Consider the following 23,907-nt stretch of genomic DNA (forward strand, 5'->3'; position numbering starts at 1 on the left):
ATTCGTTATATTTGCACTATTTCCTTTGAATTTTCCAGCTTGACTGAAACAATTTTGGAAACACCAGATTCTTGCATCGTAACTCCGTATAAAACATCTGCACCCTGCATTGTCCCTTGTCTATGGGTAATGACAATAAACTGTGTTTCCTTGCTGAATTCTTGGAGGTAGTGGCTAAACCTTTGAACATTTGCTTCATCTAATGCTGCTTCCACCTCGTCAAGCACACAGAAAGGAACGGGACGAATCTTTAAAATCGAAAATAACAAGGCAATTGCTGTTAAGGAACGCTCGCCTCCTGATAGAAGACTTAAATTTTGCAGTTTTTTCCCGGGTGGCTGTGCAACGATATCTACACCTGTATTTAACATATCATTTGGATTTGTGAGTGTTAATTCAGCCCTTCCACCACCAAATAATGCTTGAAATACACCTTCGAATTCACTTTGAATATCGTAGAAAGTCGTACTGAACCTTTTTTCCATTTCATTATCCATTTCGTCCATGACTTGGAATAAATGATCCTTAGCACTTGATAAATCAGTTTGTTGCTCCCGTAGAAAATGATATCTTTCATAAACCCGCTCATATTCTTCAATTGCCCCCATATTGACAGTACCTAATTCAGCAATTTCAATTTTTATGAGCTTTACTTTTGTTCGAGTTTCTTCAGCTGGCAAAGATAATTGATATTTTTCTTTCGCGCCTTCATAAGATAATGAATACTCTTCTCTTAATTTATTCAGAAGATTATCGAGTTCAACATCAAGACGATTGCTCTTAACCTCTTCATTTTTTAGCACGACATTGATTCCGCTATATATTCTTTTAAACTCTTTCAGTTCCGCTTCCCTTTGTTCAATGGAAATTTGTAATTGCAGTCTTTCTTCACGTTGAACCGTTAATTTTTTTTCAACATTTTCTTTTTCTGCTTTTTTCTTTTCCGACTCCTCCACAAGCTCATCTTCATTTGAATGGTGGCCAGTCATCTCATTTTCAAGCCAATGAAGGTCGTCTATTAAAGTATTCTTTTGTGCTTCCCATTCAGTTAATTCATTATTTAATGTATGGAAATAGTTGCGGGTTGAAGATAATTGTTCCTTTGAAACCGCAAGCAAAGAAGATAGATCAGTAATTTCTTTTGCCAACGAATCTTTAGATTGCCTTTCATTATTTCGCTGTGCAGTTAACCGCTCGATTCTCTCGTTTAAAGAATGGATTTTTCCCTCACAAGTGGAAATGATCTCAGAAAGTGCCTTTATTCTTTCGTTAATCTTGTCTTTTTCAGTTTTCAATTCCGAAGTTTCAAGATCGTAAACAGCTAGGCGATCATCTACGTTCTTTTTATTCATTTCGATCTGAACTAGGGAAGACTCAGCTTCTCTTTGCTTGATCCGAAGCTCCTCACCTTTTGCCCTAATTGATTCAAGCAACTTTTCCTCGTTCGTCAGATTGTTTCTCGCAAGTTCCCAAGAATCTTGAAGGATAGCAGTTTTTTCTTTCATATCATCTAGCTTATTCCTTAAATCGTCCAGCTCACTTTTACGCCCGAGTAATGAACTTGCCGATTGTTTTGATGCGCCTCCTGTCATCGATCCCCCAGGATTGACAACATCACCATCTAAACTAACGATTCTAAATCGATATTGAAGTAATTTAGCAAGTTTATTAGCACCAGCTAAATCCTCGGCAATAATAATATTCCCAAGAAGGCTTTTTACAGCAGGAGAATGCTCACTTTTAAATTTCACAAGGTTAGCTGCAATCCCAATGAATGAAGGCTGAGAAGCGATGATGGCTTCTTGGCTTGGCTGCACACTTTTTTCTTTAATCGTATTTAAAGGTAAAAAAGTTGCCCTTCCATATTGTTTCCTCTTAAGAAACTGAATCGCTTCCCTTGCATCTTTCTCATTTTTTACTACGATATTTTGCATCGAGCCCCCAAGTGAAGTTTCAATTGCTTTAGCGTATTCTTTCGGAACTTGAATTAATTCCAAAATAGCTCCTTCAATCCCTTGAAGAGTATTGTCTTTCGCTTTTAGAACTTCTTTAACACCTTGGAAAAACCCTGTATACTCATCTTCCATTTCTTCCAAGGCTTCTTTGCGTGATTGCGATTTTTGGATAAACTGATTTGCTTGATTCAGCATAGCAGTTTGTTTTTCCAAATGCTGTGTTAAAGAATCGATGTTACTCTTCGCCTCTTTAAATTGAATTAATTGATCTGAAATATTTTTTTCAATTAGTTGAACTTCTTCCATCTTAGCTTTTAGCTGCCCTGCAATATTACTTCTTTCCGCAATATATTTCTCATTTTCTCCATCTAAACGATTACTGCGTGCTATTTGCTGAGTTAGCTGTTGTTCTAGATATTGCATTTCATTTTTAGCAGATGCCTGCTCATTTAGTACTTCAATATAATCACTTTTTAAAGATTCGATTGTATCTTCAATGGTGTCATCTAATTCATTTAGTTTTTTTCTTCTCTCATTAAGTTCTTTTTGTAATTTCTGAACTTCTGCTTCTTTTTGACTCACTTCATTTTTAGTTTTATTGAGTTTTTCTGTAATTTGGTCAACTTTTGAAAATGCATCCTCAATGTTTTTTTTCAATTGTTCAGTATTTTGTGATGCATTCCGTTTTCTTTCTTTTAAAACTTCACGTCTTCCTTCAAGTTTCTCCAAGTCTTTAGTTGCATTTAGCAACTCCGATTGTAAGTTAGCAATTCTTTCGTCATATAAAGAAAGATCATTTCTTTCATTTTCCAGTTTCGATTCATACCCCTGGATATTATTTGACAGTTCTGCTTCTTGGCTAAGCAATTTTTTTAATTCTTGCTTTGAGGTTTCCCAATTCCCATGCAATACACCAATCTCATGAACAGTTAGCGCCACCTCATGATGTTCGAGTTCTTTTTTCTTTTCAATATATTCTTTTGCGATAGAAGCTTGAATTTTTAGCGGCTCAATTTGACTTTCGAGTTCATGGAGAATGTCATTAACACGATTAAGATTTTCTCTTGTCTCCGCAAGCTTTACTTCTGCCTTCTTTTTGCGGGTCTTATATTTTAATACGCCAGCCGCTTCTTCGAAAATAGTTCTTCTTTCTTCCGGCTTACTATTTAAGATTTCTTCAACTTTTCCTTGGCTAATAATAGAAAAAGCTTCCTTACCAAGCCCGGAATCCATGAAAAGGTCGATAATATCTTTTAATCTGCAGCTTTGTCCATTTAATGAGTACTCACTATCTCCAGATCTAAATACTCGTCTAGCTACACAAACTTCATTAAAATCGATCGGTAAAGCTTCATCCTCATTATTTAATGTTAAAGCAACTTCTGCAAAATTAAGCTTTTTTCTAGAATCACTGCCAGCAAAAATAACATCTTCCATTTTGCCGCCACGCAATGATTTTGCCGATTGCTCACCAAGAACCCAGCGAATGGCATCCGTTATATTACTTTTACCACTTCCGTTTGGACCGACAACTGCCGTGACGCCAGGAACAAATTCAATCGTCACTTTTTCTGCAAACGATTTAAATCCTATAATATCTAGTTGTTTAAGGTACATTAGCATCACTCCCTAAGAAACTCATTAGATCCTTATTCTTCTAATTTTCCCAAAGCCATTTGGGCAGCATGCTGTTCAGCTTCTTTTTTAGAGCGTCCAGAACCTTCGCCTAGTACCTCATTGTTAAGGGAGACTTGCGATACAAAAATACGGTTATGAGCTGGGCCCTCCTCCTGGAGAATTGTATACTCCAAAGCACCCGAACCATCTCTTTGCACGTATTCTTGCAATTGACTCTTAAAATCCATCACATGAGAAAAAGCTCCTAAATCTACCTTTGGAAAAATAACTTTATCTAATAATGAAATAACTGTTTCCAATCCCTGGTCAAGGAATAAGGCTCCTATGAACGCCTCAAATGCATCAGCAAGAAGGGCCGGCCTCGACCGACCACCAGTCATTTCTTCTCCTTTTCCGAGTAAAACAAATTCACCAAAATGAAGCTCATTTGCAAATCCAACGAGTGCAGGTTCACAAACAATAGCCGCTCGAAGTTTGGTCATTTCTCCTTCACTCATCATTGGAAATTTTCTATATAAAAATTGTGAAACTGATAGTTCTAATACTGCGTCACCCAAAAATTCCAATCTTTCATTATCCTCATATGGTTTTTTTCGATGCTCATTCACATATGATGAATGTGTAAATGCCTGCATTAATAACTTTTCATTGTTGAAATGCAGGTTGTTTTTTGTTTGGAATTCCTTAAAGTTACGATTCATTTTATTCTTTGGGTTTTTTTCACGATATGATTTCCGCATCTGTTATCCACCTTGCTAGATAAATTATTGAAAGCTTTTTTCGCAAAAATTGTTATTTTTATAATATGCCAAAAGTAGAAAACAACAAAATTTAAGAAAAAAGCCTTAAAATGTTAGATCAAAAAGGTGCCAAAAGTAGAAGCAAGTCGGCTAAATTCGCTGACACTAGCACGTCCTGTGTGTCGGAAGATCCAGGCGGCGTAGTTTCGACCAGCGGAATGTATGCATTTTATACTGAGCACAAGGAAGCTTCCTTGAATCCGCATCGCACGAAGGAAAGGTGGGTTTTCTTTTCCAAGGAGCGGAGAACAAGCCAACGAAGAGATTCGCCGCATATAATTTGACAACTTTTTGAACATCATCTTAAAGTAGAAATGCCCCGTCTGCTTACAGGCGGGACACTCTAACTCAAGCGACTAGTTATTACTTTCTATGTAATTGACAGCATCGCCTACTGTTGCAATTTTTTCTGCATCATCATCGGAAATTTCCATATCAAATTCGTCTTCAAATTCCATGACAAGTTCTACAACATCTAGGGAATCTGCTCCTAAGTCATCTTTAAAAGAAGCTTCAAGCGTTACTTTAGATTCTTCGACGCCTAAACGGTCAACAATAATCTTTGTTACGCGTTCTAGTGTATCTGCCATTTGATTCACCTCCCCTCAAAACATTATAAAGGATATCTAAATAAAGATAAACAAGCCTGTGAGAAAAATTCCAGTAAAATAGTTTATGGTGCTTACATAAACATTCCGCCATTTACATGCAGCGTCTGACCAGTCATATATTTCGAGTCATCTGACGCGAGGTAGATCGCCAGTTTTGCAATATCCTCTGCTTCGCCGAAACGTCCAAGTGGGATTTGCTTAAGCATCGATTCTTTTACATCGTCCGGAAGCTGATCTGTCATATCTGTCGTAATGAATCCTGGGGCTATAGCATTTACAGTAATGCCTCTTGGAGCAAGTTCCATTGCGGTTGTTTTCGTCAAGCCGATAACGCCTGCTTTTGCCGCAACATAATTAGCCTGTCCAGGATTGCCGCTGACACCGACAATGGAGGATACATTAATAATTCTTCCGGCTCGTTGTTTCATCATTTGCCGAGAAACGGCTTTCGTGGAAAGAAATACACCCTTCAAGTTTGTATTAATAACATCATCCCATTCATCTTCCTTCATTCTCATAAGTAGATTATCTCGGGTGATGCCGGCATTATTAACTAGGATGTCCAATTTCCCAAATTGTTGAATCGTTTCTTTTACCATATCTTGAACGGATTCATTATTCGATATGTTACATTGATAGGCAAAAGCTTTTCTCCCTAAGTTGAGAATTTCGTTTACTGTTTCCTTCGCCTTTTCTTCACTACCAGCATAATTAACAACAACGTCTGCTCCTTCTCTAGCAAATGCGATTGCAATTTCCTTACCGATGCCCCGTGAGGCGCCTGTCACGATTGCTGATTTACCTTCTAATTTCATTCCCCCGCACCTCCTATTGCATCTAAAGCAGCTCTACAGCTTTCCGGATCCTGTACTGAAAAAATACGTACATTTTTATTTATTTTTTTGATAAGTCCGGATAATACTTTTCCTGGACCAATTTCAATAAAAGTATCTACTCCAAGTTCAATCATTTTCTCGACTGAATCCTCCCATAGTACCGGAGAATAGAGCTGCTCTATTAATTTTATCTTTATATCATTTTTTTTATTTATTGGGCTTGCCGTAACGTTTGCAATCACAGGAATCGAAGCATCTTTTATTGTTATTTCATTTAAAATTGAAGTGAATTTCTCTGCAGCTGGCTTCATTAATTCTGAATGAAAAGGACCACTTACGCTTAGTGGCAATACTCTCTTTGCACCATTTTCCTTCGCTAGCTTACCGGCTTTTTCCACCCCAGCTACTGTTCCAGATATGACAATTTGTCCAGGGCAATTTAAATTCGCCAATTGAACAGAATTTCCGTCCTTCGTAACTGAATCGGTAATTTCTTTTAAAACATTTCTATCCAACCCTAATACGGCTGCCATTGTACCTTCACCATTTGGGACGGCTTCCTCCATGAATTCACCGCGTTTTGCAACAGCATAAACAGCATCAGTAAAATCTATAGCGCCGCTTGCTACTAGTGCAGTATATTCTCCAAGACTATGGCCGGCAGTATAATCAGGTGTTATTCCCGCTTCTTTCAAATATTCCAATAAAGCAATACTCGTCGTTAAAAGTGCTGGCTGTGCATTCACTGTCTTCGTGAGCAAATCTTGTGAACCCGAAAAAATAATCGAGGAAAGCTCTCTCCCTAAACGTTCATCAGCTATTTCAAATATTTCCTTCGACTTTGCACTTTCGTCTGCAGCGTCTAAACCCATTCCCACCTTTTGCGAACCTTGCCCTGGAAAAACAAATGCTATTTTCCCCATATTTATGATCTCTCCTCGTCTACAGCGTTCTTAATCGTTTCAGATATTTGATGCTTTACCATTTCTCGAGTTTGGCGTATTGCATGATAAATAGCATTCGAATTGGACGAACCGTGAGCTTTGATCACAGGCGAATCTAGACCAAATAAACAAGCACCGCCGTATTCTGTATAATCCATCATGCTTTTTAAGCCTTTAAGATCGGACATAATTAAACTTGCAGCAAGCTTATTTTTAAGGCTTCCCGTCAACACATTTTTAAGCATGGAAAAAACCGCTGATGCCGTTCCTTCGATTGATTTTAAAACTACATTTCCAGTAAAACCGTCGGTTACAACGACATCAGCATGTCCATCCAATAATTCGCGGGATTCTATATTCCCAATAAAATTCAAATCACCGGATTTTAATAATTCAAATGCCTTCTTTGTAAGATCATTTCCTTTGTTTTCTTCAGAGCCAATATTCAACAAAGCTACTTTAGGGAATTTTATTCCTCTTACTTTCTCTGCATATATACTTCCCATAATCGCATATTGCAGTAAATGTTCTGGTTTCGCATCTGCATTTGCTCCCAAGTCAAGCATAACAAAGCCTTTTCCATCCAAAGTAGGTAATGTCGGGGCTAAAGCGGGTCTATCGATCCCTTTTATTCTCCCAACAATGAATAAACCCGCTGCCATTAGCGCACCAGTATTCCCAGCAGATATACATGCATCCGCTTCTTTATTTTTAACAGCCTGCGCCATCATAACCATAGAAGCATCTTTCTTTCTACGGATAGCTTTTACAGGTTCATCGGTAGCCTCTATTTTTTCAGTAGTATGTATAATCTGAACATTATTTTTAGTGGATAAGTATTTGTTTATTTGTTCTTCATCACCGTATAATAAAAATTCGGTATCGGAAAAGTCTTGTACCGCCCTATTTATTCCAAGTATGATTTCTTTTGGTGCTTGATCGCCGCCCATTGCATCGATTGCGATTTTCATTTAGTCCCACCTTCTTTAAGACTTGATCGAAACATTTCAAATTCTCCCTTAAACACTAATTCTTTTCCAACATAGCTCATGACTTCTACGATCGTCCTGTCAGACGGCCAAGCATGATCTCGCACCTTAGCTTTCGCTACCACCCTTTCCCCGGCTTTAACAGGTCGAGTAAAATGTATATTTACTTTTACAGTAAGTGCAAGTTCATCATCAATGACAGCTACTGCCAGGGAATTAGCTTGAGCAAATAAATGATGCCCTCTAGCAATTGAATTTCGTTTAAACACATGTTCTTGCTGAACATCCAATATCGATATCGCTGTTTGGTCAAGCTCGATATCGATAATTTCACCAATCACTTCATCTATTGGCAAAGCCTTTACTTCATCAGCTACATGTTTTTCCGCAACATTTTTGATTCTTTCTCTTAATTCTGGTATCGCCAATTCCATACGGTCAAGCCGAATTGTTTGAACACTGACTGAAAATTTTTCTGCCAATTCATCGTCTGTTATAAAAGGATTTTCATTTATTGTTTGGCTCAACATTTTTTGGCGATCTTTTTTTGACGGTCTCATTTTCATCATCACCATTCTCGATATTAAGACTAGGTATTAACAGTAGTATATAAAAATAAGGAGTTTAACGCAACAAATAACGCCACTCCTTCCCTGTAATTAGATTCTAGGCATTCACAAAGTTTGGAAAGATGATGCCGGATTTTTTTGAGCCATTTTCTTATGTCTTCACCTACTTTTTAAGATAGGGGTAGTTACTTTAAATAGCATTCTATATTGAATGAGATGAACGATCTACATACAATTGTATCCTTCACCACTTTGATTTCCGTTCCAGGCGGACGCGTTACGGGGGGCGTGCGGTGAGCCTCCTCAGTCGCTTTGCGCCTTGCGGGGTCTAACCTTTCACGCTAACCCCCCAGGAGTCGCCGCCTGGAACGTAGATCAACTGTGATATTCTTTTGCTCATGGAAGAAAAAAGATGGCGATTACTACTCCTTTAAACTTTTTGCCACAATCACGATTGTGCAGCAACAGAGTAATCATTCAATTTGGTAAGATATTGTGAAGAAATCGACTTACCATAAGCAGGAAATCATAATATTGACGATAAACATTACATAATGTGCTTTCACAACTGACGATATTGGATTATGTTTTTTGTGAGGAAAGTAATTAAAATTAAAAAATTATACGCGACTAACAGCTTAGAATTGTTCCAAAGGGTAGATTCAATATTTCAATTATGAGAAAGGGTGTTGGAAATGAATGAACAAAGTATCATCAAGAAAAACGCTTAGGAATTGGAAGATGAAAATATACCTTGGGGGAATTTACAATTTTGGCTATTAAATAAGATCATTCAAAGTTTTTAATAATCCTTTTTGGTAATATTGCTTTGAAACAAAATCTTTTGAAGATTGGATTGGAGCGAAAGTGCGAGACTCCTGGTCGGCTAAAGACGGCCACGTCCTGTGGCCAACGCCGACACTAGGACATCCTGTCCGTCGCGGGATCAGCGGGACAGGTGAGACCTCACAGGCGTTTACGCCGAGGAGGCTCATGGAAATGCGTAAGCGCCTTGACGAGCCCCGACAAGCATAAGACAAATTACGCAGTGGCTTGCCTTTTAGCCACGTAGTAATATGACTTATGACATCGAGGGGCTAGGCGCTGCAGCTAGACAAACCGCCCGCCCTGCGGAAAGCGAGCAACTGTAGCGGAAATCAACCATGCACTACCTTGGTAAAGAACAATGTTTACAAAAACAGCCTTTTAAAAAATAAATATATCTAAAGGATATCAATCCAATTTTTCGCCGGATAATGCTCCGGATTCTTGAAGATATATTCGCATATGCGAATATTCTTTGTCATTCCAAAACTCTTTCTGTTCAATTAATTTTATCGCATCATTTCTTGCTGTTTCGAGGGCACGATAGTCATGAACCATATCTGCGACTCTGAACTCTGGCAGCCCACTTTGTTTCTTGCCAAAAAAATCTCCTGGTCCTCGGAGCTCAAGATCCCTTTCGCTTAAAACAAAACCGTCATTCGTCTCTGTCATGATGCGCATTCTTTCTTTCCCTATATCTGTTTTAGGATCAGCTAGTAAAATACAATAAGATTGTTCACTGCCGCGGCCTACCCGTCCCCGTAGCTGATGTAGCTGAGATAGACCAAACCTTTCAGCATCATACACAATCATAACAGTAGCATTCGGAACATTTACTCCAACCTCTACCACTGTCGTGGACACGAGGAGCTGAATTTGATTTTCACTAAATTCACGCATTATTTCTTCTTTTTCAGATGCAGGCAGCCTACCATGCATAAGCCCGATTTTAAATTTTCCGTGGAAGTAATTAGATAGTAGATCATACACATCTAAGGCGTTTTGAACGTCAAGTTTATCTGATTCCTCTATTAATGGACAAATGATGTAAGCTTGTCTTCCTTTACTTAATTCCTTTTCAACAAAATCTAATATTCTATCAAGCATATTATGCTTTGCCCAATGCGTTTCAATCGTCTTTCGTCCTAAAGGCATTTCATCAATAATGGATACATCCATTTCACCAAACACTGTAATGGCTAAAGTCCGAGGAATCGGGGTAGCAGTCATAAAAAGCACATCAGGCTTTTCTCCTTTTTCCCGGAGAATCCTTCTCTGTTCCACACCAAATCGATGCTGTTCATCCGTTATGACAAGTCCTAATTTACGAAAATCAACCTCATCTTGGATCAATGCGTGCGTTCCTATTAATATGTTAATCTCACCTTTTTTTAGTCGTTCTACAATATGTTGACGTTTTTTACCTTTAACAGAGCTTGTAAGCAGTTCAATTTTCACATCTGTTTGTGATAATAAATTGTTCAATGATTGAAAATGTTGTTCTGCAAGAATTTCAGTTGGCACCATTAGCGCGCCTTGGTATCCTGCAGTCACAGTGGCATATAGGGAAATGGCTGCCACAGCAGTTTTCCCTGAGCCTACATCACCTTGAAGGAGTCGATTCATTCTTATAGGTGACTTCAAATCCGCACAAATTTCATTTACAACCTTTTTTTGGGCATTCGTCAGTTGAAATGGAAGAGAAGAAATAAAGTATTTAATTTTCGCCAAATCGTAATGTTGTGATACTCCTTTAGACTGCTCTCTTTCTATTTTACGAAAAGCTTGCATTTTCAGCTGGAAATAAAGAAACTCCTCATACACAAATCTGCGCCTAGCCTGTTTCACTTCGTCTGGTGAATGAGGGAAATGCATAATCCTTAACGCTTCTTTTTTATCTGGTAATTTATATTGCTGAAGAAGATGAGATGGTAATGTTTCTTCAATTTCATCACCATATTCATTAAAAGCTTGAACAATGTATCTACGAAGGGCCTTTACAGTAATAGGGGATTTTACAGGATAGACTGGTTCATAATCAGAAGATTGTGATTGGGGACCAATTTTTATATCCTGCCCCGTGATCGTTTGCCGGTGCTTGTCCCATTTTCCAGTAACGGTGATTACATCTTGGGGGGATAATTGCCCTTTTAAATAAGCCCTATTAAAGAAAGTGACTTTGATTAAATAGCGGTCAACTAAAAGATGGATGGTAATTCTATTTTTCTTCCTGCCATAATACATAACTGAAGGTTCACTGTGGACTTGTCCTTCTACAGTAATTTTTTCGTCGTGAGAGACATCGGCTAAATCACGTAGCCTTACATCCTCATATCGAAACGGAAGGTATAGCAGCAAATCATTAATATTATTAATACCCATAGTAATAAGATATTCAGCAGTTTCTTCACCTACACCTTTTAAAATAGTTGTAGGCAGTTTCAATGAGTTAGTCAAGTTTTACACGCGGGACCCCAAAGATTTTAGCTTCTAGCATTTTTCCCGTTGGAGTAGCCGCCAACCCTCCCTCAGCAGTTTCTCGTAAAGATCTTGGCATTTGTTGGCCGATTCGATACATTGCGTCTATAACTTCATCACAAGGGATTCGGCTTGTAATGCCAGCAAGAGCCATATCAGCCGCAACCATCGCATTGGCAGCACCCATCGCATTTCTTTTTATGCATGGTACTTCTACAAGACCAGCGACAGGATCACAAACAAGCCCTAACATATTTTTTAATGTAATGGCCATCGCCTCTGCACATTGAGAAGGAGTACCACCGGCCATTTCTACAATTGCTGCCGCGGCCATCCCCGCAGCTGAACCTACTTCAGCTTGACAGCCACCAGCTGCACCTGAAATGGATGCATTATTAGCGACCACAAACCCGAAAGCTCCTGAAGTAAATAAAAACTTAACCATTTGCTCTCTTGTCGGCTTTAATTTATCTCGCACAGCAAATAATGTTCCTGGAACTACACCTGCAGATCCCGCTGTTGGCGTTGCACAAATGGTTCCCATGGCAGCATTCACTTCATTCGTTGCAACAGCCTTACTCACAGCGTCAAGAATTGTTTCTCCCGATAAAAATATGCCTTTTTTAATATAATTTTGTAAAAGAACGGCATCTCCTCCGGTAAGTCCTGAATGAGATGTAACTCCCTTTATTCCCCGTTCTACCGCTTCTTCCATCACCGTCAGACTTTTATCCATTTGCGCCAAAATGTTATCACGAGTCCGATTCGTAACTTCGATTTCTTGTTCAATCATGATTTCCGATATTTGTTTATTTTGTGATTCCGCTAAATGGACTAATTCAGCAACGTTTTTAAACATGTTCGCAGCCTCCCTAAAAAGCTCTTTGTTGTTATCTAGTCGACTACTCTAGCCACTTGTGTAATATTTGGAAGTTTGCTGATTTCTGCGATAATCGACTCATTAATATTCTGATCCACTTCTATAGTCATAAGAGCCATTTTGCCTTTTTCCTTTCTGGAAACTTCCATATGACCAATATTAATTTCATGGGACCCGAGAATATTAGACACAGCTGCAATCGCTCCAAAACGATCGTCATGTACAACAAGAATAGCAGGATGATGACCGGATAATTTTAAGTGAAAACCATTAAGCTCGGTAATTTCTATTTTACCACCACCTATGGATATTCCTACAAGCTCAAGTTCACCTTTTTCATCGCCAATTTGAATACGCGCTGTATTTGGGTGTTCCGCATTTGCTGATTCTTCGCTAAATTCAATATGAATATTGCGATCCTTGGCAATTTCGAGTGCGTTTATAATCCGCTGATCATCCGTATCAAAATCCAGAAGGCCGCCAACGATTGCTACATCTGTTCCATGTCCTTTATATGTTTTGGCAAAAGATTCATAAAAATAAATTTTGGCCCACTCTGGCTCTCTCCCAAACAAACTTCGCGCTACCCTGCCAATCCTGGCAGCACCTGCTGTATGGGAGCTTGAAGGTCCAATCATAATGGGACCTATGATATCAAAGACACTTTTATATTTCATTGATATCTCCTCACTTTCATTAGAAAAGAGTAAGCGCCTTGCTCAACACAAGCAAATAGAAGGGTTTACCCCTTCTATTCACTTTTTATATTATTCAATTGAAAAAATAAAGTTATATAAAGGTTGTTTACCATTATGAACTTCTACTTCAATGTCTTCATATTGTTCTTTAATTAAGTCCAAAAGCTGGTTCAGTTCATTCTGCTTTGTATCTTCGCCATAAATAACCGTAAGAATTTCCGAGTCTTCATCAATCATTTTGGTTAATAGATTATATGCAGCCTTTACTAAATCTTTATTTGTCCCAACAATTTTCCCATCATTTATGCCCATATAATCATCTTTAGCTATTTGAAGTCCATCAATATTAGTATCACGAACCGCAAAGGTCACCTGTCCTGTTTTAATTGCAGAAATGGCTTCTTTCATACCTTGTCCATTTTCTTCAAGAGTTTGTGTCGGATTAAATGCCAAAACAGCTGCTAAACCTTGAGGGACCGTTTTTGTCGGCACTACTACTACTTCTTCTTCTGCAATTTCGGCAGCTTGTTCAGCAGCCATAATAATATTTTTATTATTAGGAAGGATAATGACCTTATTAGCATGTGAAGACTTTATTGCTTTCATAATATCTTCCGTACTCGGATTCATTGTTTGCCCGCCTTCAATCACCTCTGTTGCACCGATGCTTTTGAAGAGGCTCGCGATTCCTGAACCCATTGAAACGGCGATAATTGAGTATTCTTGTTTTTCTTTAGAACTCGTTTTAGCAGCAACATGATTATGATCTTGATCTACAATAGAACTATGCTGTTCTCTCATATTCTCGATTTTCATATTAATTAAGCTTCCATATTGTTGGCCATACGATAAAACATCACCTGGATGCTCAGCGTGTATATGAACCTTCACGACATCTTCATCAGAAATAACGAGTAAAGAATCCCCAAACTCACTCAAATCATTTTGAAAATCCGTTTCTGAGAATACCTTTTTATCCTTTTCAAATTTCACCATAAATTCAGTACAATAGCCAAATACAATATCTTCTGTATTCATAAAGCTTTGAACACTTTGATGGTGCTGGGCGCTCACTAATTCGTCCATAGAAGGTGCAAATGCGGGAGTGTCAGGAAGCTTCTCTCCTTTTAATACAGCTAAAAAGCCTTCATATACACAAACTAATCCTTGCCCGCCACTATCAACAACTCCAACCTCTTTTAAGACAGGAAGCAAATCAGGAGTTCTTTGTAGGGAGGCCTTTGCCTCTTGCAATGTTTTTTCCATAACCACGACGATATCCGACTCATTTTTCGCTATTTCAACGGCGCTCTTTGCAGAATCCTTTGCAACCGTCAAAATCGTACCTTCCACAGGCTTCATAACGGCCTTATAAGCTGTATTTACACCTGCTTCAAGAGCATGAGCAAACTCTTCAGCAGAAAGGAATGGCTTTGATTCAATATCTTTTGCAAATCCACGGAAAAGCTGAGATAAAATAACACCTGAATTACCTCGCGCACCCATTAATAATCCTTTTGATAATGCGGCAGCGACCTTACCTATATGATCTTGTTTATTGTTTTTTACTTCTTTAGAGCCCGAAGTCATTGAAAGATTCATATTTGTTCCCGTATCACCATCTGGTACTGGGAATACATTTAATGCATCAACCATTTTTGCATTTGCTGATAAATGATTGGCTCCTATTATGATCATTTCTGCGAATCGATTTCCATCTAATGATGTAATAGACACGTACTTTTCCTCCTCATTACGGATTCGTTACTCGAACCCCTTGAACAAAAATATTTACGGTATCGGCAGATATACCAATTGTCTGTTCAAGTGTGTATTTTACCTTGGATTGCACATTATGGGCAACCTCCGAAATTTTTGTACCGTAGCTCACAATAATATACATGTCTATGTGCAACGCTTGTTCTTCCTGCCGGATTATAATGCCTCGTGTAAAGTTTTCCTTGCGCAATATATCAGTTAATCCATCTTTTATTTGATTTTTCGAAGCCATTCCTACGATGCCATAGCAATCGATTGCAGCACCACCTGCAATAGTTGCAATAACTTCATTGGATATATCAATCTGGCCAAACCTTGTTTTCATTTCAATAGACATGTAATTTCCTCCTTATTGGTCGAAATATCCATGAAAATATGTAATGCAAATGTTATCGCCTTCACAACATAGATAAGGATATTTTACTATAATATATATTTTTTTAAAAGTTTTACTTCATATGTACTTTTTATTGACTGCTCGCATACGTGTAGTATTGCAATATAAAGGCATGTATGATAAATTATTAAAGGTAGATTTTTACTAAGGGAATATTGAAGTGATGAACGAACTCATAGTATTACTTCAGCGACGGGAGGGAATTTAATATGGCAAAACAATGTGTTATCACCGGCCGCAAAACAAGTACTGGGAACAAACGTTCACATGCGATGAACGCAAATAAACGTACTTGGGGAGCTAATCTTCAAAAGGTACGCATTCTCGTTGACGGCAAACCAAAACGTGCATGGGTATCTGCTAGAGCACTTAAATCTGGAAAAGTTGAACGCGTATAATCCAAAAGCAGAAGTACCAGTTCATCGACGTACAAACTTCAGGACCTTTGACTTATCGTAGGGAAAAGGTCAGGAAGTTAGCTAGTCGATAGGCGCTGGAGCTAGACGTAAATAATGAACAAACAAAAAGGCGCCTGAAATAAGGTGCCTTTTCCATTTTGAAATTAATCTTTTTTAAATGTACCTAACATCGCTCTTACGATTCCTCCCAAAAATCTAGGGAGTTTAATTGTATAAAATCTCATTAAAATTCCCTCCTAATCTAAAATACCCGCCATTCACCCAGTTTTATTATATTCGTCATGTATGGATAAGTACGCGCCCGGAAGAAAAATGGGCCGATTGTTAATCAGTACTTCTTATCATCATTAATATGCCTTTTTCAAACGAAAAATTACCAGATTGTTTGATAAGTTCATTACTTATACATAACGATGATCCAAAATTTACTGTCTGATGACTTAAAGGGTATTTAAATCCATTTAATGAGAGGTTTACAACTTCATTCGTAAGTGGAATAAATGATATGTATTTTTTTGTGCTATCCTTTTCAATCCGATATTCACCTGGATAGAAAAGGGATAAGGAATTTTGTTTGTCTATCATTTTTATTGTCATGAAAGAATTTTTATTTTGATAATGTGAAAGCATAAGAGCATTGGCCATAAAATGGTCCAGTCTTCCACCAGTTGCACCAAAAATACAAATAAGATCTGGATGTTGATCCACTGCCCACATCATAGCTAATTCCATATCCGTTTCATCTTTTTCAGGCAGAAATCTTTTAATATTAGGTACTTTCTCATCGATAATCGACCATTCTTCATCGGAAACAGAATCAAAATCTCCTACCGAGAAATCCGGTATAATTCCATTCTCCAATAAATAAAAAACTCCTCTATCAACGCCAATCCAAATCGCCTTCTCAGAAAATCGTGTTAGATCGGGGATAAGTTCAAGAGGTCCCCCCGCCATTATATTAATGATCTTTTTCTGTTCATCCATTTACTTTTCCAGCTTAGAACGAATTTCTTGAATCGCCGCTTGCCGATCCTTTGTGCTGAAAATGGCCGACCCGGCAACAAATATATTTGCTCCGGCTTCCTGACATCCTTTTATCGTGCCTTCATGGATGCCGCCATCCACCTCAATATCAATAGATAAACCTTTGGCATTTATCAACGATCGCACTTCCTTGATTTTTGGCAAGACTGCATCAATAAAGGCTTGACCTCCAAAGCCCGGGTTAACTGTCATTAATAAGACCATGTCAGTAACTTCCAATATATGTTCAATAGTAGAAACTGGAGTGGCCGGATTTAAAACAACTCCCGATTTCACACCTAGACTTCGTATAAATTGCAATGTACGATGTAAATGACGGGTTGCTTCCACATGGACCGTAATAATATCTGCTCCAGCATCTGCAAAAGCTTTTATATATTGATCTGGATTTTCAATCATGAGGTGAACATCAAGCGGCAAATCGGTTATCTTTCTAACAGCCTCTACAATGAATGGTCCCATCGAAATATTTGGGACAAAATGACCATCCATAACATCAATATGAATATAATCTGCTCCCGCTTTTTCAACATCTTTGACCTCCTCGGCCAATTTGGAAAAGTCAGCAGCCAGTATGGATGGAGCAATTTTTATCATACTCAATACCTCGGCTTTCTCTCTTTTATTTCCTGTAAAAATTGAAGATAATGATCATATCGTTCTTTGGAAATTTCTTCATTTTCAACTGCATGTTTAACCGCGCACTTCGGTTCATTTACGTGAAGGCAGCCGCGAAATTTGCATTCTTCACCTTTATTTGAGATTTCTGGGAAAGTATGAACTAAATCTTCAGCTTCAATATCAGTAAAATCAAGTGAACTAAATCCCGGTGTATCTGCTACCAGTCCGCCACATACATCAATTAGTTCTACATGCCTCGTTGTATGTTTACCCCTTCCAAGATGGCTAGATATCTCATCCGTTTTTAACTGCAAGGAAGGATTTAAAGCATTAATAAGGGAAGATTTCCCAACACCTGATTGTCCTGCAAAAACACTCGTTGTATCAGCCAACAAAGGATATAATTCTTTTATCCCCTCATCTGTTTTTGAAGATAATAATAATACTTCATATCCAATTGAACGATAATAATCCAAATAATTATTTACTTCTAACCTCTTATTTTCCGATAATAAATCGGCTTTTGTTACACAAATAATTGGGTGTATATCACTTGATTCGACAATGACTAGAAAACGGTCAAGTAATAATGGACTAAAATCTGGTTCTACAGAAGAAAAAATTAATATCGCTTGGTCGATGTTCGCTATTGGAGGTCTTATAAGCTCATTTTTGCGAGGTTTTATTTCCATTACATATCCTTCTTTATCATTTTCAGCTTGAAAAATAACATTATCTCCAACAAGTGGAGTTATTTTGTTCTTGCGAAAAACGCCTCTCCCTCTACATTGAATCATCTTCCCATCCGATAAAACGTAGTAAAATCCACTCAATGCCTTAATTATTTTTCCTTCAGTCATAGCACCGTTCCTTTCGAATCTTTTACAATAATATATGATTCCATACCCAGGTAATAATTAATCACCTGGATACGGAACCTCATCTTCTTCTATAACCTCATTATCTCTTAAAATTTGATATTTTGCGGTTTTTCCTTTTTCAATCGTGAATTGCAATTCTTTCTCGACAGTCTCAGTAATCTCAAAGTTATCCGCCGGCACGGAGTAGGTCTGATTGAAATCCTCGATTCGAATGATGATTAGTTGTGGTTTCCCTTCTTCAGTCGGTTCATAAGGAATCGTTACTTTTTTAGTCGTAATTTGAGGTTGGATTTCCTCCGGGCCTTTAGAAATAATGACCGTTACCCTGTCACCTTTAGAAAGCTCCGCTCCTTGAGCAGGATTCTGTGAGATTACAAGTCCTTCAGGAATATCATTCGAGTATTGTTCCTGTGCCACATCAATATATAATCCTGTCGATTCTTCGTAATTTTCCAAGCCTTTACTATTCAACCCCCGCAAATCTTTCAATGTAATTTTTTCTTCTCCAAGGCTTACGACAAAAGTAATCGGAGTTTCCTCCGGAACCACATCTGAATTTGGGCTTATGGATTGTTCTATAATTTCTCCCTCGGGAGCTTCATCATGTTTTGTTTCAGGTATTACCTTAAATCCTTCATCTGTTAATACCTTCTCAATATCCGAAAATTGTCTGCCTGTATAGTCCTGTATTGTGAATTTATCCTTACCGGTACTAATATATATATCCACAGTATAGCCTTTTTTAACTTCCCTGTTTGCCTTCGGGCTTGTTTTAATAACTTCCCCTTCTGGAACCTCTTCACTTGAAGTTGGGATTTTCTCTCCGATTTTTAGACCTGCGTCGATGAGAATGAAGACTGCATCGTCATATTCTTCCCCACTGACATCAGGTATTTTTACATTTTTCGCATTTTGGAGCGCAGGCAAACCGTACATGACAAACATAAGGGATAACAACATCAATGTTAAAAATATGCCAATGACCCATGGCCATTTTTTCTTGCGCTTCGGTTTTTTATCAGGATGCTTTGATTTTTTATCTTTTTCCTTTTTATGGAGTACAGTTTTGTCGCTAATACTTGGATCGTTATCAGCAGTAATAATCGGAATCGCTTTTGTTGCATCGATGTCTTCGGGAATCGTAAACTTTGCCTCGTTCATTCTATCAGCGTCCAATGCTGTGTCCAGATCTCTTGCCATTTCATCGGTGCTTTCGTATCGAACAAACGGATCTTTAGCAGTCGATTTTAAGACGATATTTTCAACACTTTGAGGAATATCAGGGTTCCAGCGCCTCGGTGAAGGTGTGTCGGATTGCAAATGTTTTAATGCAATCGATACAGCTGATTCTCCCGAAAAAGGCAGCCTTCCCGTCAGAAGTTCAAACATGACAATTCCTAAAGAGTATATATCAGATTTTTTTGTTGCCATTCCACCTCTAGCTTGCTCAGGCGATAAATAATGAACGGAGCCAAGAACTGCATTGGTTTGCGTTATTGATGTGGCAGATAAAGCCATTGCTATGCCAAAATCGGTTATCATTACATGTCCATGGTGATCAATTAATATATTTTGTGGTTTAACATCACGATGTACAATATGATTTTGATGGGCATGAGAAATGGCTGATGTTAATTGCTTCATTATATCAATTGTGTGCTCAATCGGAATTGGGTGATAATACTGTATGTATTGTTTTAACGTCATCCCGTTGACATATTCCATTACGATATAATAAATATCTTTTTCTTCCCCTACATCGTAAATGCTTACGATATTTTCGTGGGTCAAGCTAGTCGCTGATTGGGCCTCTCTTTGAAAACGGCGGATAAATTCGTCCTCATGTGCAAAATCCAACCGCAAAATTTTAATCGCTACATCACGATCCAAAATCATATCATGTGCCAGATAGACGTTGGCCATACCACCGCCGCCAATCATTTGCAGCAATTTATAGCGACCGCTTATTCTTCTTCCCAATAACATTAATCGCACCCGCTTTCAGGACATGCAGTAACAATGGCAAGTGATATATTATCCTCTCCACCATAATGATTTGCGAGTTGTATTAATGTATCAGCCTTTTCATTCAAATCTGTTTCATCAGTTAAAATTGTTAGCATTTCATCGCTTGAAACTTTATTGGATAACCCGTCTGAACATAAGAGAAGTTTATTTCCTTCTTCAAAAGTAATTGAGGTAATGTCCATTTCAATATCAGCTTCCGTCCCCATCGCATTTAATAATACATTTTTCCGAGGATGAATTTCGGCATCCTCTGGGGATATTTGGCCAGCCTTTATCAATTCATTCACAAGGGAATGATCTTCTGTCAACTGCTTAAATCCATTTTCATTTAAAAGATAGCAGCGACTATCTCCAATATTCACGATTGTAGCAAAAGTAGCAGTACAGATGGCTGCAACTAAGGTTGTACCCATACCTTCACATTCTTTATTCTCTCTTGAATGATCATATATTTCCTTATTCACTATTGCTACCTTTTCAAGAAACCAACTTTTAGCAAATTCAGGCGTAAGTATCTCATCTACGTTGGCCCATAATTCTTGAAGTTTTTTGACCGCTATTTGACTAGCCACTTCTCCAGCTTGATGACCGCCCATTCCATCCGCTACAATAGCAAGAAGGTTCCCAGTTTTATTATGAAAAATCCCGCCGTTATCTTCATTATGATGCCGGACCATGCCTTTATCTGTTTTAAAAAAAGCTATCATACTATCGTCCCCTCTTTATGCTGCTTCTTTCTAAAACAAGAAATAAAAAACCCATCTCCGCCAAAATCTTGCGGAAATATTTGAATGATGTTCGAGCCTTTTTGAACTAAATGTGAAAGTGCTTCCGGTAACGTAAGCGGATAAGGCTCAAAATCTTCATGTTGTTCAAGAAATGCTGCAGCAGTACCAAAGTTTTCCTCTAAATCAACTGTACAAGTACTATACACCAGAAGTCCACCCTTTTTTAACAAAGAAGCCGTTTCATTTAATATTCGAAGCTGAACTTCCCTTAATGATTGGATATCTTGTTCTGTTTTTGTGTATTTTATATCCGGTTTTTTTCTTAACACACCCAGACCTGAACATGGTGCATCAATGAGCACACGATCAAATGATTCTAGATTAAATGATTCGCTTGAATGCCGGCTATCCATAACGAATGCGTCAATATTATTTAGGCTAAGCCGAGATGCATTTTCTTTAATAAGCTTAATTTTATGTGCATGAAGGTCAAGCGCCGTTACTTTACCCGCACCATTAAGTAATTCACCAATATGTCCAGTCTTTCCCCCTGGTGCTGCACAAGCATCCAATACATTCATATTTGGAAAAAGTTGTAACGCATAGGCAACTACCATTGAGCTTTCATCTTGAATACTAAAATATCCTTTTTTATAAAGATCCGAATTTGCTGCATTACCTTTTAATATTCGGATTGATTCAGGAATAATAGGACTCGCTTCAACAGAGAAACCTTCCGCTTGAAGCAACATACACACTTCTTCTCTAGTAGTCTTCGTTACATTAATTCTCACAGTTTGAACGGGTGCCATGAGATTTTCTTCACACATTGCTTTTGTCTTATCAAAACTAAATTGCTCCGCCCATCTCTGTACAAGCCAAAGTGGATGGCTTGTCTCAATCGCAAGTCTTTCTACCGGATCCGAAATAATATCCAGTGATCGGATTCCTTCCCTTTGGATAGACCTTAGAATCCCGTTCACAAGACCAACAATTCCTTTATGACCACGCTTTTTTGCAATTTCTACTGCCTCAAATATAATGGCTCGATCCGGAACTTTATCTAAATAAATCATTTGATATAAGGAAAGACGAAGCAAAATGAGTACCCAATGCTCCATTTTTTTCTTTATGAAAGGCTGCAAATAAAAATCTAAAGTCATTTTCCGTTGAATCGTTCCGTACACAATTTCAGTCAATAATCCAGTATCCGGACCTGTAATTTGATATTTTTTAATAACTTGATTTAAAAGTAAATTACTGTATGATTGGTGTTTATCGATGGCTTCCAAAACATCCAGCGCCGCTTCTCTTACAGTTTTTTTCTGTTTATTCATCGTGACTGTCCAATCTGGAGCCTATATGGATTTCGTTTCCAGCACCGTGTAAAAACTGTTTCGCAGACATTTTTTTCTTACCCGCTGGCTGAAGTTCGAAAATTTTAATGCCGATATCATTACCAGTAGCTACAACAAAACCATCCTGATCCATTAAGATGATTTCACCTGGGGGCTGTTTTCCAGCTATAGTTATTTTCTCCGCTTTCCACAATTTCCACACTTGCCCTTTAAATGTTGTATAAGCAACTGGCCATGGACATAAGCCTCTTATTTGATTATAAATTTTTTCTCCGTCATCTTGCCAATTAACTTTTTCTTCTTCTCGTTTAATATTATAGGCAAATGTAGCTTTATCATGATCTTGTGCTTTTGCCTTGATTTCACCCGAAATTAATTTAGGAATCGTATTTATAAGTAAATCCGAACCCGCAATGCTTAACTTATTATGCAGTGTACCAACATTATCATCTTCGCTAATAGGTACCTCAACTTGGCTTATAATATCTCCAGCGTCAAGCTTATCCACCATATACATGATCGTGATCCCCGTTTTTTCTTTTCCTTGTAAAATAGCATAATGAATCGGGGCCCCACCTCTTAATTCAGGCAGTAGTGAAGCGTGAACGTTAATACAGCCGTATTTAGGTGCCACAAGAATTGAAGTAGGCAATATTTGTCCATATGCAGCAGTAACAATCAAGTCCGGTTTTAAATCCAAAACTTCTTTTGTAGATTGTGCTTCACGAATTTTTTCTGGTTGCAGTACACGGATGCCGTATCGTTCTGCCTCAACTTTTACAGGTGGCGGAGTCAATACTTTTTTCCGTCCTACCGGCCGATCAGGTTGGGTGACAACCGCTAAAATGTTATAACCATTTTCTATTAAGCTTCTTAGTACTGGTACAGAAAAATCCGGCGTACCCATAAATACGATTTTTGTCATTCATCTTCACTACTTTCTAAATCTTCTTCGTTCACATACTCTATTACTTTTGAAGTGAATAATACACCTTCTAAATGATCGAGTTCATGCTGAATTACTCTAGCTAAATAATCTTCCGCTATTAAAGTAAAATTACGGCCATATCGATCTTTTGCTTTAAGAGTAATTGTATAAGACCGTGATACAGTGCCATAAAGGCCAGGAAAACTTAAACATCCCTCAATATCCGTTTGTTCGCCGCTTCGCTCCGTGATTTTTGGGTTGATCAGCTCAAGCCTTCCATCTTCTTCATCAAGTTCTATTACCGCTATTTTTTCACTGATGCCTATTTGTGGTGCGGCAAGACCAACTCCATCTGCTTCTATCATCGTATCATACATATTATCTAATAATTGATGCAACTCGACTCCAAAATGAGTTACTTGCTTGCATTTTTGCTCTAATATATGAGCTGGATGTTCAACAATGGTGAGAATCGCCAATCTATTCACTCTTTTCTATACG

Annotated in this window: 22 protein-coding genes; 1 reads left to right on the forward strand and 21 read right to left on the reverse strand. The window is 38.1% G+C overall.

Translation table 11 applies throughout. From position 1 onward, the window contains the following. Positions 1-5: 5 nt before the first annotated feature. The 12 genes from smc to KHA96_RS05590 all read right to left on the reverse strand — a co-directional run bounded on the left by smc (position 6) and on the right by KHA96_RS05590 (position 15,339). Positions 6-3,572: a chromosome segregation protein SMC gene (gene smc, locus KHA96_RS05535; protein ID WP_213128262.1), complete on the reverse strand. Its 3,567-nt coding sequence runs from the start codon at positions 3,570-3,572 to the stop codon at positions 6-8. Positions 3,573-3,604: 32 nt separating this feature from the next. Continuing rightward, positions 3,605-4,294, reverse strand: a complete 690-nt coding sequence (rnc, locus tag KHA96_RS05540) for a ribonuclease III (RefSeq protein WP_249315379.1) — start codon at positions 4,292-4,294, stop codon at positions 3,605-3,607. Positions 4,295-4,749: 455 nt separating this feature from the next. Continuing rightward, the gene (locus tag KHA96_RS05545; protein WP_213123182.1) at positions 4,750-4,983 is read right to left on the reverse strand and encodes an acyl carrier protein; all 234 of its coding nucleotides are present in this window, start codon (positions 4,981-4,983) and stop codon (positions 4,750-4,752) included. Positions 4,984-5,075: 92 nt separating this feature from the next. After that, positions 5,076-5,819: a 3-oxoacyl-[acyl-carrier-protein] reductase gene (fabG, locus tag KHA96_RS05550; protein ID WP_213128264.1), complete on the reverse strand. Its 744-nt coding sequence runs from the start codon at positions 5,817-5,819 to the stop codon at positions 5,076-5,078. Further along, positions 5,816-6,763: an ACP S-malonyltransferase gene (gene fabD / locus KHA96_RS05555; RefSeq protein ID WP_213128265.1), complete on the reverse strand. Its 948-nt coding sequence runs from the start codon at positions 6,761-6,763 to the stop codon at positions 5,816-5,818. The genes fabG and fabD overlap by 4 nt, the downstream gene beginning before the upstream one ends. A 2-nt stretch (positions 6,764-6,765) precedes the next feature. Next, complete coding sequence (plsX, locus tag KHA96_RS05560) at positions 6,766-7,755, reverse strand: phosphate acyltransferase PlsX (protein WP_213128266.1); 990 nt, start codon at positions 7,753-7,755, stop codon at positions 6,766-6,768. Further along, positions 7,752-8,333 (reverse strand): transcription factor FapR, encoded by a 582-nt coding sequence (gene fapR / locus KHA96_RS05565; protein ID WP_213128267.1) that lies wholly within the window; start codon positions 8,331-8,333, stop codon positions 7,752-7,754. The genes plsX and fapR overlap by 4 nt, the downstream gene beginning before the upstream one ends. A gap of 1,242 nt (positions 8,334-9,575) precedes the next feature. Beyond that, on the reverse strand, positions 9,576-11,624 hold the full coding sequence (gene recG, locus KHA96_RS05570) for an ATP-dependent DNA helicase RecG (RefSeq protein ID WP_213128268.1): 2,049 nt from the start codon (positions 11,622-11,624) through the stop codon (positions 9,576-9,578). Continuing rightward, positions 11,617-12,504, reverse strand: a complete 888-nt coding sequence (gene sdaAA, locus KHA96_RS05575) for an L-serine ammonia-lyase, iron-sulfur-dependent, subunit alpha (RefSeq protein ID WP_213128269.1) — start codon at positions 12,502-12,504, stop codon at positions 11,617-11,619. The genes recG and sdaAA overlap by 8 nt, the downstream gene beginning before the upstream one ends. 35 nt (positions 12,505-12,539) lie before the next feature. Further along, the gene (sdaAB, locus tag KHA96_RS05580; RefSeq protein WP_213128270.1) at positions 12,540-13,202 is read right to left on the reverse strand and encodes an L-serine ammonia-lyase, iron-sulfur-dependent subunit beta; all 663 of its coding nucleotides are present in this window, start codon (positions 13,200-13,202) and stop codon (positions 12,540-12,542) included. Between the two features lie 90 nt (positions 13,203-13,292). Beyond that, the gene (locus tag KHA96_RS05585) at positions 13,293-14,960 is read right to left on the reverse strand and encodes a DAK2 domain-containing protein (protein ID WP_213128271.1); all 1,668 of its coding nucleotides are present in this window, start codon (positions 14,958-14,960) and stop codon (positions 13,293-13,295) included. 16 nt (positions 14,961-14,976) lie between these two features. Continuing rightward, positions 14,977-15,339, reverse strand: coding sequence for an Asp23/Gls24 family envelope stress response protein (locus KHA96_RS05590; protein WP_213128272.1), 363 nt, complete (start codon positions 15,337-15,339; stop codon positions 14,977-14,979). Positions 15,340-15,608: 269 nt separating this feature from the next. Here KHA96_RS05590 and rpmB point away from each other — a divergent pair, with 269 nt between their 5' ends. Then, positions 15,609-15,797 carry a 50S ribosomal protein L28 gene (gene rpmB, locus KHA96_RS05595; protein WP_213123172.1) on the forward strand — a complete coding sequence of 63 codons (189 nt, stop codon included), beginning with the start codon at positions 15,609-15,611 and terminating at the stop codon, positions 15,795-15,797. A gap of 164 nt (positions 15,798-15,961) precedes the next feature. Here the strand turns inward: rpmB and spoVM are convergent, their stop codons facing one another. From spoVM to def, 9 genes are all read right to left on the reverse strand, one after another. Continuing rightward, positions 15,962-16,042, reverse strand: a complete 81-nt coding sequence (spoVM, locus tag KHA96_RS05600) for a stage V sporulation protein SpoVM (RefSeq protein WP_213128698.1) — start codon at positions 16,040-16,042, stop codon at positions 15,962-15,964. A 100-nt stretch (positions 16,043-16,142) separates the two neighbouring features. After that, a complete protein-coding gene (locus KHA96_RS05605) occupies positions 16,143-16,802 on the reverse strand; it encodes a thiamine diphosphokinase (RefSeq protein WP_213128273.1) in 660 nt (219 codons plus the stop codon). Continuing rightward, positions 16,803-17,459, reverse strand: a complete 657-nt coding sequence (gene rpe / locus KHA96_RS05610) for a ribulose-phosphate 3-epimerase (protein ID WP_213128274.1) — start codon at positions 17,457-17,459, stop codon at positions 16,803-16,805. Between the two features lie 2 nt (positions 17,460-17,461). After that, positions 17,462-18,343 carry a ribosome small subunit-dependent GTPase A gene (gene rsgA / locus KHA96_RS05615; protein WP_213128275.1) on the reverse strand — a complete coding sequence of 294 codons (882 nt, stop codon included), beginning with the start codon at positions 18,341-18,343 and terminating at the stop codon, positions 17,462-17,464. 57 nt (positions 18,344-18,400) lie between these two features. Then, entirely contained in the window at positions 18,401-20,350 is a 1,950-nt protein-coding gene (gene pknB, locus KHA96_RS05620) for a Stk1 family PASTA domain-containing Ser/Thr kinase (protein WP_213128276.1), read from the reverse strand. After that, positions 20,350-21,099 (reverse strand): Stp1/IreP family PP2C-type Ser/Thr phosphatase, encoded by a 750-nt coding sequence (locus KHA96_RS05625; RefSeq protein WP_213128277.1) that lies wholly within the window; start codon positions 21,097-21,099, stop codon positions 20,350-20,352. The genes pknB and KHA96_RS05625 overlap by 1 nt, the downstream gene beginning before the upstream one ends. Then, positions 21,096-22,457 (reverse strand): 16S rRNA (cytosine(967)-C(5))-methyltransferase RsmB, encoded by a 1,362-nt coding sequence (gene rsmB / locus KHA96_RS05630; RefSeq protein ID WP_213128278.1) that lies wholly within the window; start codon positions 22,455-22,457, stop codon positions 21,096-21,098. Before rsmB ends, KHA96_RS05625 begins: the two co-directional genes overlap by 4 nt. Then, positions 22,450-23,403, reverse strand: coding sequence for a methionyl-tRNA formyltransferase (fmt, locus tag KHA96_RS05635; RefSeq protein ID WP_213128279.1), 954 nt, complete (start codon positions 23,401-23,403; stop codon positions 22,450-22,452). Before fmt ends, rsmB begins: the two co-directional genes overlap by 8 nt. After that, positions 23,400-23,885 carry a peptide deformylase gene (gene def, locus KHA96_RS05640; RefSeq protein ID WP_249315272.1) on the reverse strand — a complete coding sequence of 162 codons (486 nt, stop codon included), beginning with the start codon at positions 23,883-23,885 and terminating at the stop codon, positions 23,400-23,402. The genes fmt and def overlap by 4 nt, the downstream gene beginning before the upstream one ends. Between the last annotated feature and the right edge of the window lie 22 nt (positions 23,886-23,907).

The sequence above is a fragment of the Bacillus sp. FJAT-49711 genome (assembly GCF_018343715.1).
In the GTDB taxonomy this organism is placed as follows: domain Bacteria; phylum Bacillota; class Bacilli; order Bacillales; family Bacillaceae_C; genus Lederbergia.

Bases quoted from the DNA above. Each gene is read 5' to 3' on its own strand.
- smc (WP_213128262.1), bottom strand. From the start codon at position 3,572: ATGTACCTTAAACAACTAGATATTATAGGATTTAAATCGTTTGCAGAA.
- rnc (WP_249315379.1), bottom strand. From the start codon at position 4,294: ATGAATCGTAACTTTAAGGAATTCCAAACAAAAAACAACCTGCATTTC.
- KHA96_RS05545 (WP_213123182.1), bottom strand. From the start codon at position 4,983: ATGGCAGATACACTAGAACGCGTAACAAAGATTATTGTTGACCGTTTA.
- fabG (WP_213128264.1), bottom strand. From the start codon at position 5,819: ATGAAATTAGAAGGTAAATCAGCAATCGTGACAGGCGCCTCACGGGGC.
- fabD (WP_213128265.1), bottom strand. From the start codon at position 6,763: ATGGGGAAAATAGCATTTGTTTTTCCAGGGCAAGGTTCGCAAAAGGTG.
- plsX (WP_213128266.1), bottom strand. From the start codon at position 7,755: ATGAAAATCGCAATCGATGCAATGGGCGGCGATCAAGCACCAAAAGAA.
- fapR (WP_213128267.1), bottom strand. From the start codon at position 8,333: ATGAGACCGTCAAAAAAAGATCGCCAAAAAATGTTGAGCCAAACAATA.
- sdaAA (WP_213128269.1), bottom strand. From the start codon at position 12,504: ATGTTTAAAAACGTTGCTGAATTAGTCCATTTAGCGGAATCACAAAAT.
- sdaAB (WP_213128270.1), bottom strand. From the start codon at position 13,202: ATGAAATATAAAAGTGTCTTTGATATCATAGGTCCCATTATGATTGGA.
- KHA96_RS05590 (WP_213128272.1), bottom strand. From the start codon at position 15,339: ATGTCTATTGAAATGAAAACAAGGTTTGGCCAGATTGATATATCCAAT.
- rpmB (WP_213123172.1), top strand. From the start codon at position 15,609: ATGGCAAAACAATGTGTTATCACCGGCCGCAAAACAAGTACTGGGAAC.
- spoVM (WP_213128698.1), bottom strand. From the start codon at position 16,042: ATGAGATTTTATACAATTAAACTCCCTAGATTTTTGGGAGGAATCGTA.
- KHA96_RS05605 (WP_213128273.1), bottom strand. From the start codon at position 16,802: ATGGATGAACAGAAAAAGATCATTAATATAATGGCGGGGGGACCTCTT.
- rpe (WP_213128274.1), bottom strand. From the start codon at position 17,459: ATGATAAAAATTGCTCCATCCATACTGGCTGCTGACTTTTCCAAATTG.
- rsgA (WP_213128275.1), bottom strand. From the start codon at position 18,343: ATGACTGAAGGAAAAATAATTAAGGCATTGAGTGGATTTTACTACGTT.
- pknB (WP_213128276.1), bottom strand. From the start codon at position 20,350: ATGTTATTGGGAAGAAGAATAAGCGGTCGCTATAAATTGCTGCAAATG.
- KHA96_RS05625 (WP_213128277.1), bottom strand. From the start codon at position 21,099: ATGATAGCTTTTTTTAAAACAGATAAAGGCATGGTCCGGCATCATAAT.
- rsmB (WP_213128278.1), bottom strand. From the start codon at position 22,457: ATGAATAAACAGAAAAAAACTGTAAGAGAAGCGGCGCTGGATGTTTTG.
- fmt (WP_213128279.1), bottom strand. From the start codon at position 23,403: ATGACAAAAATCGTATTTATGGGTACGCCGGATTTTTCTGTACCAGTA.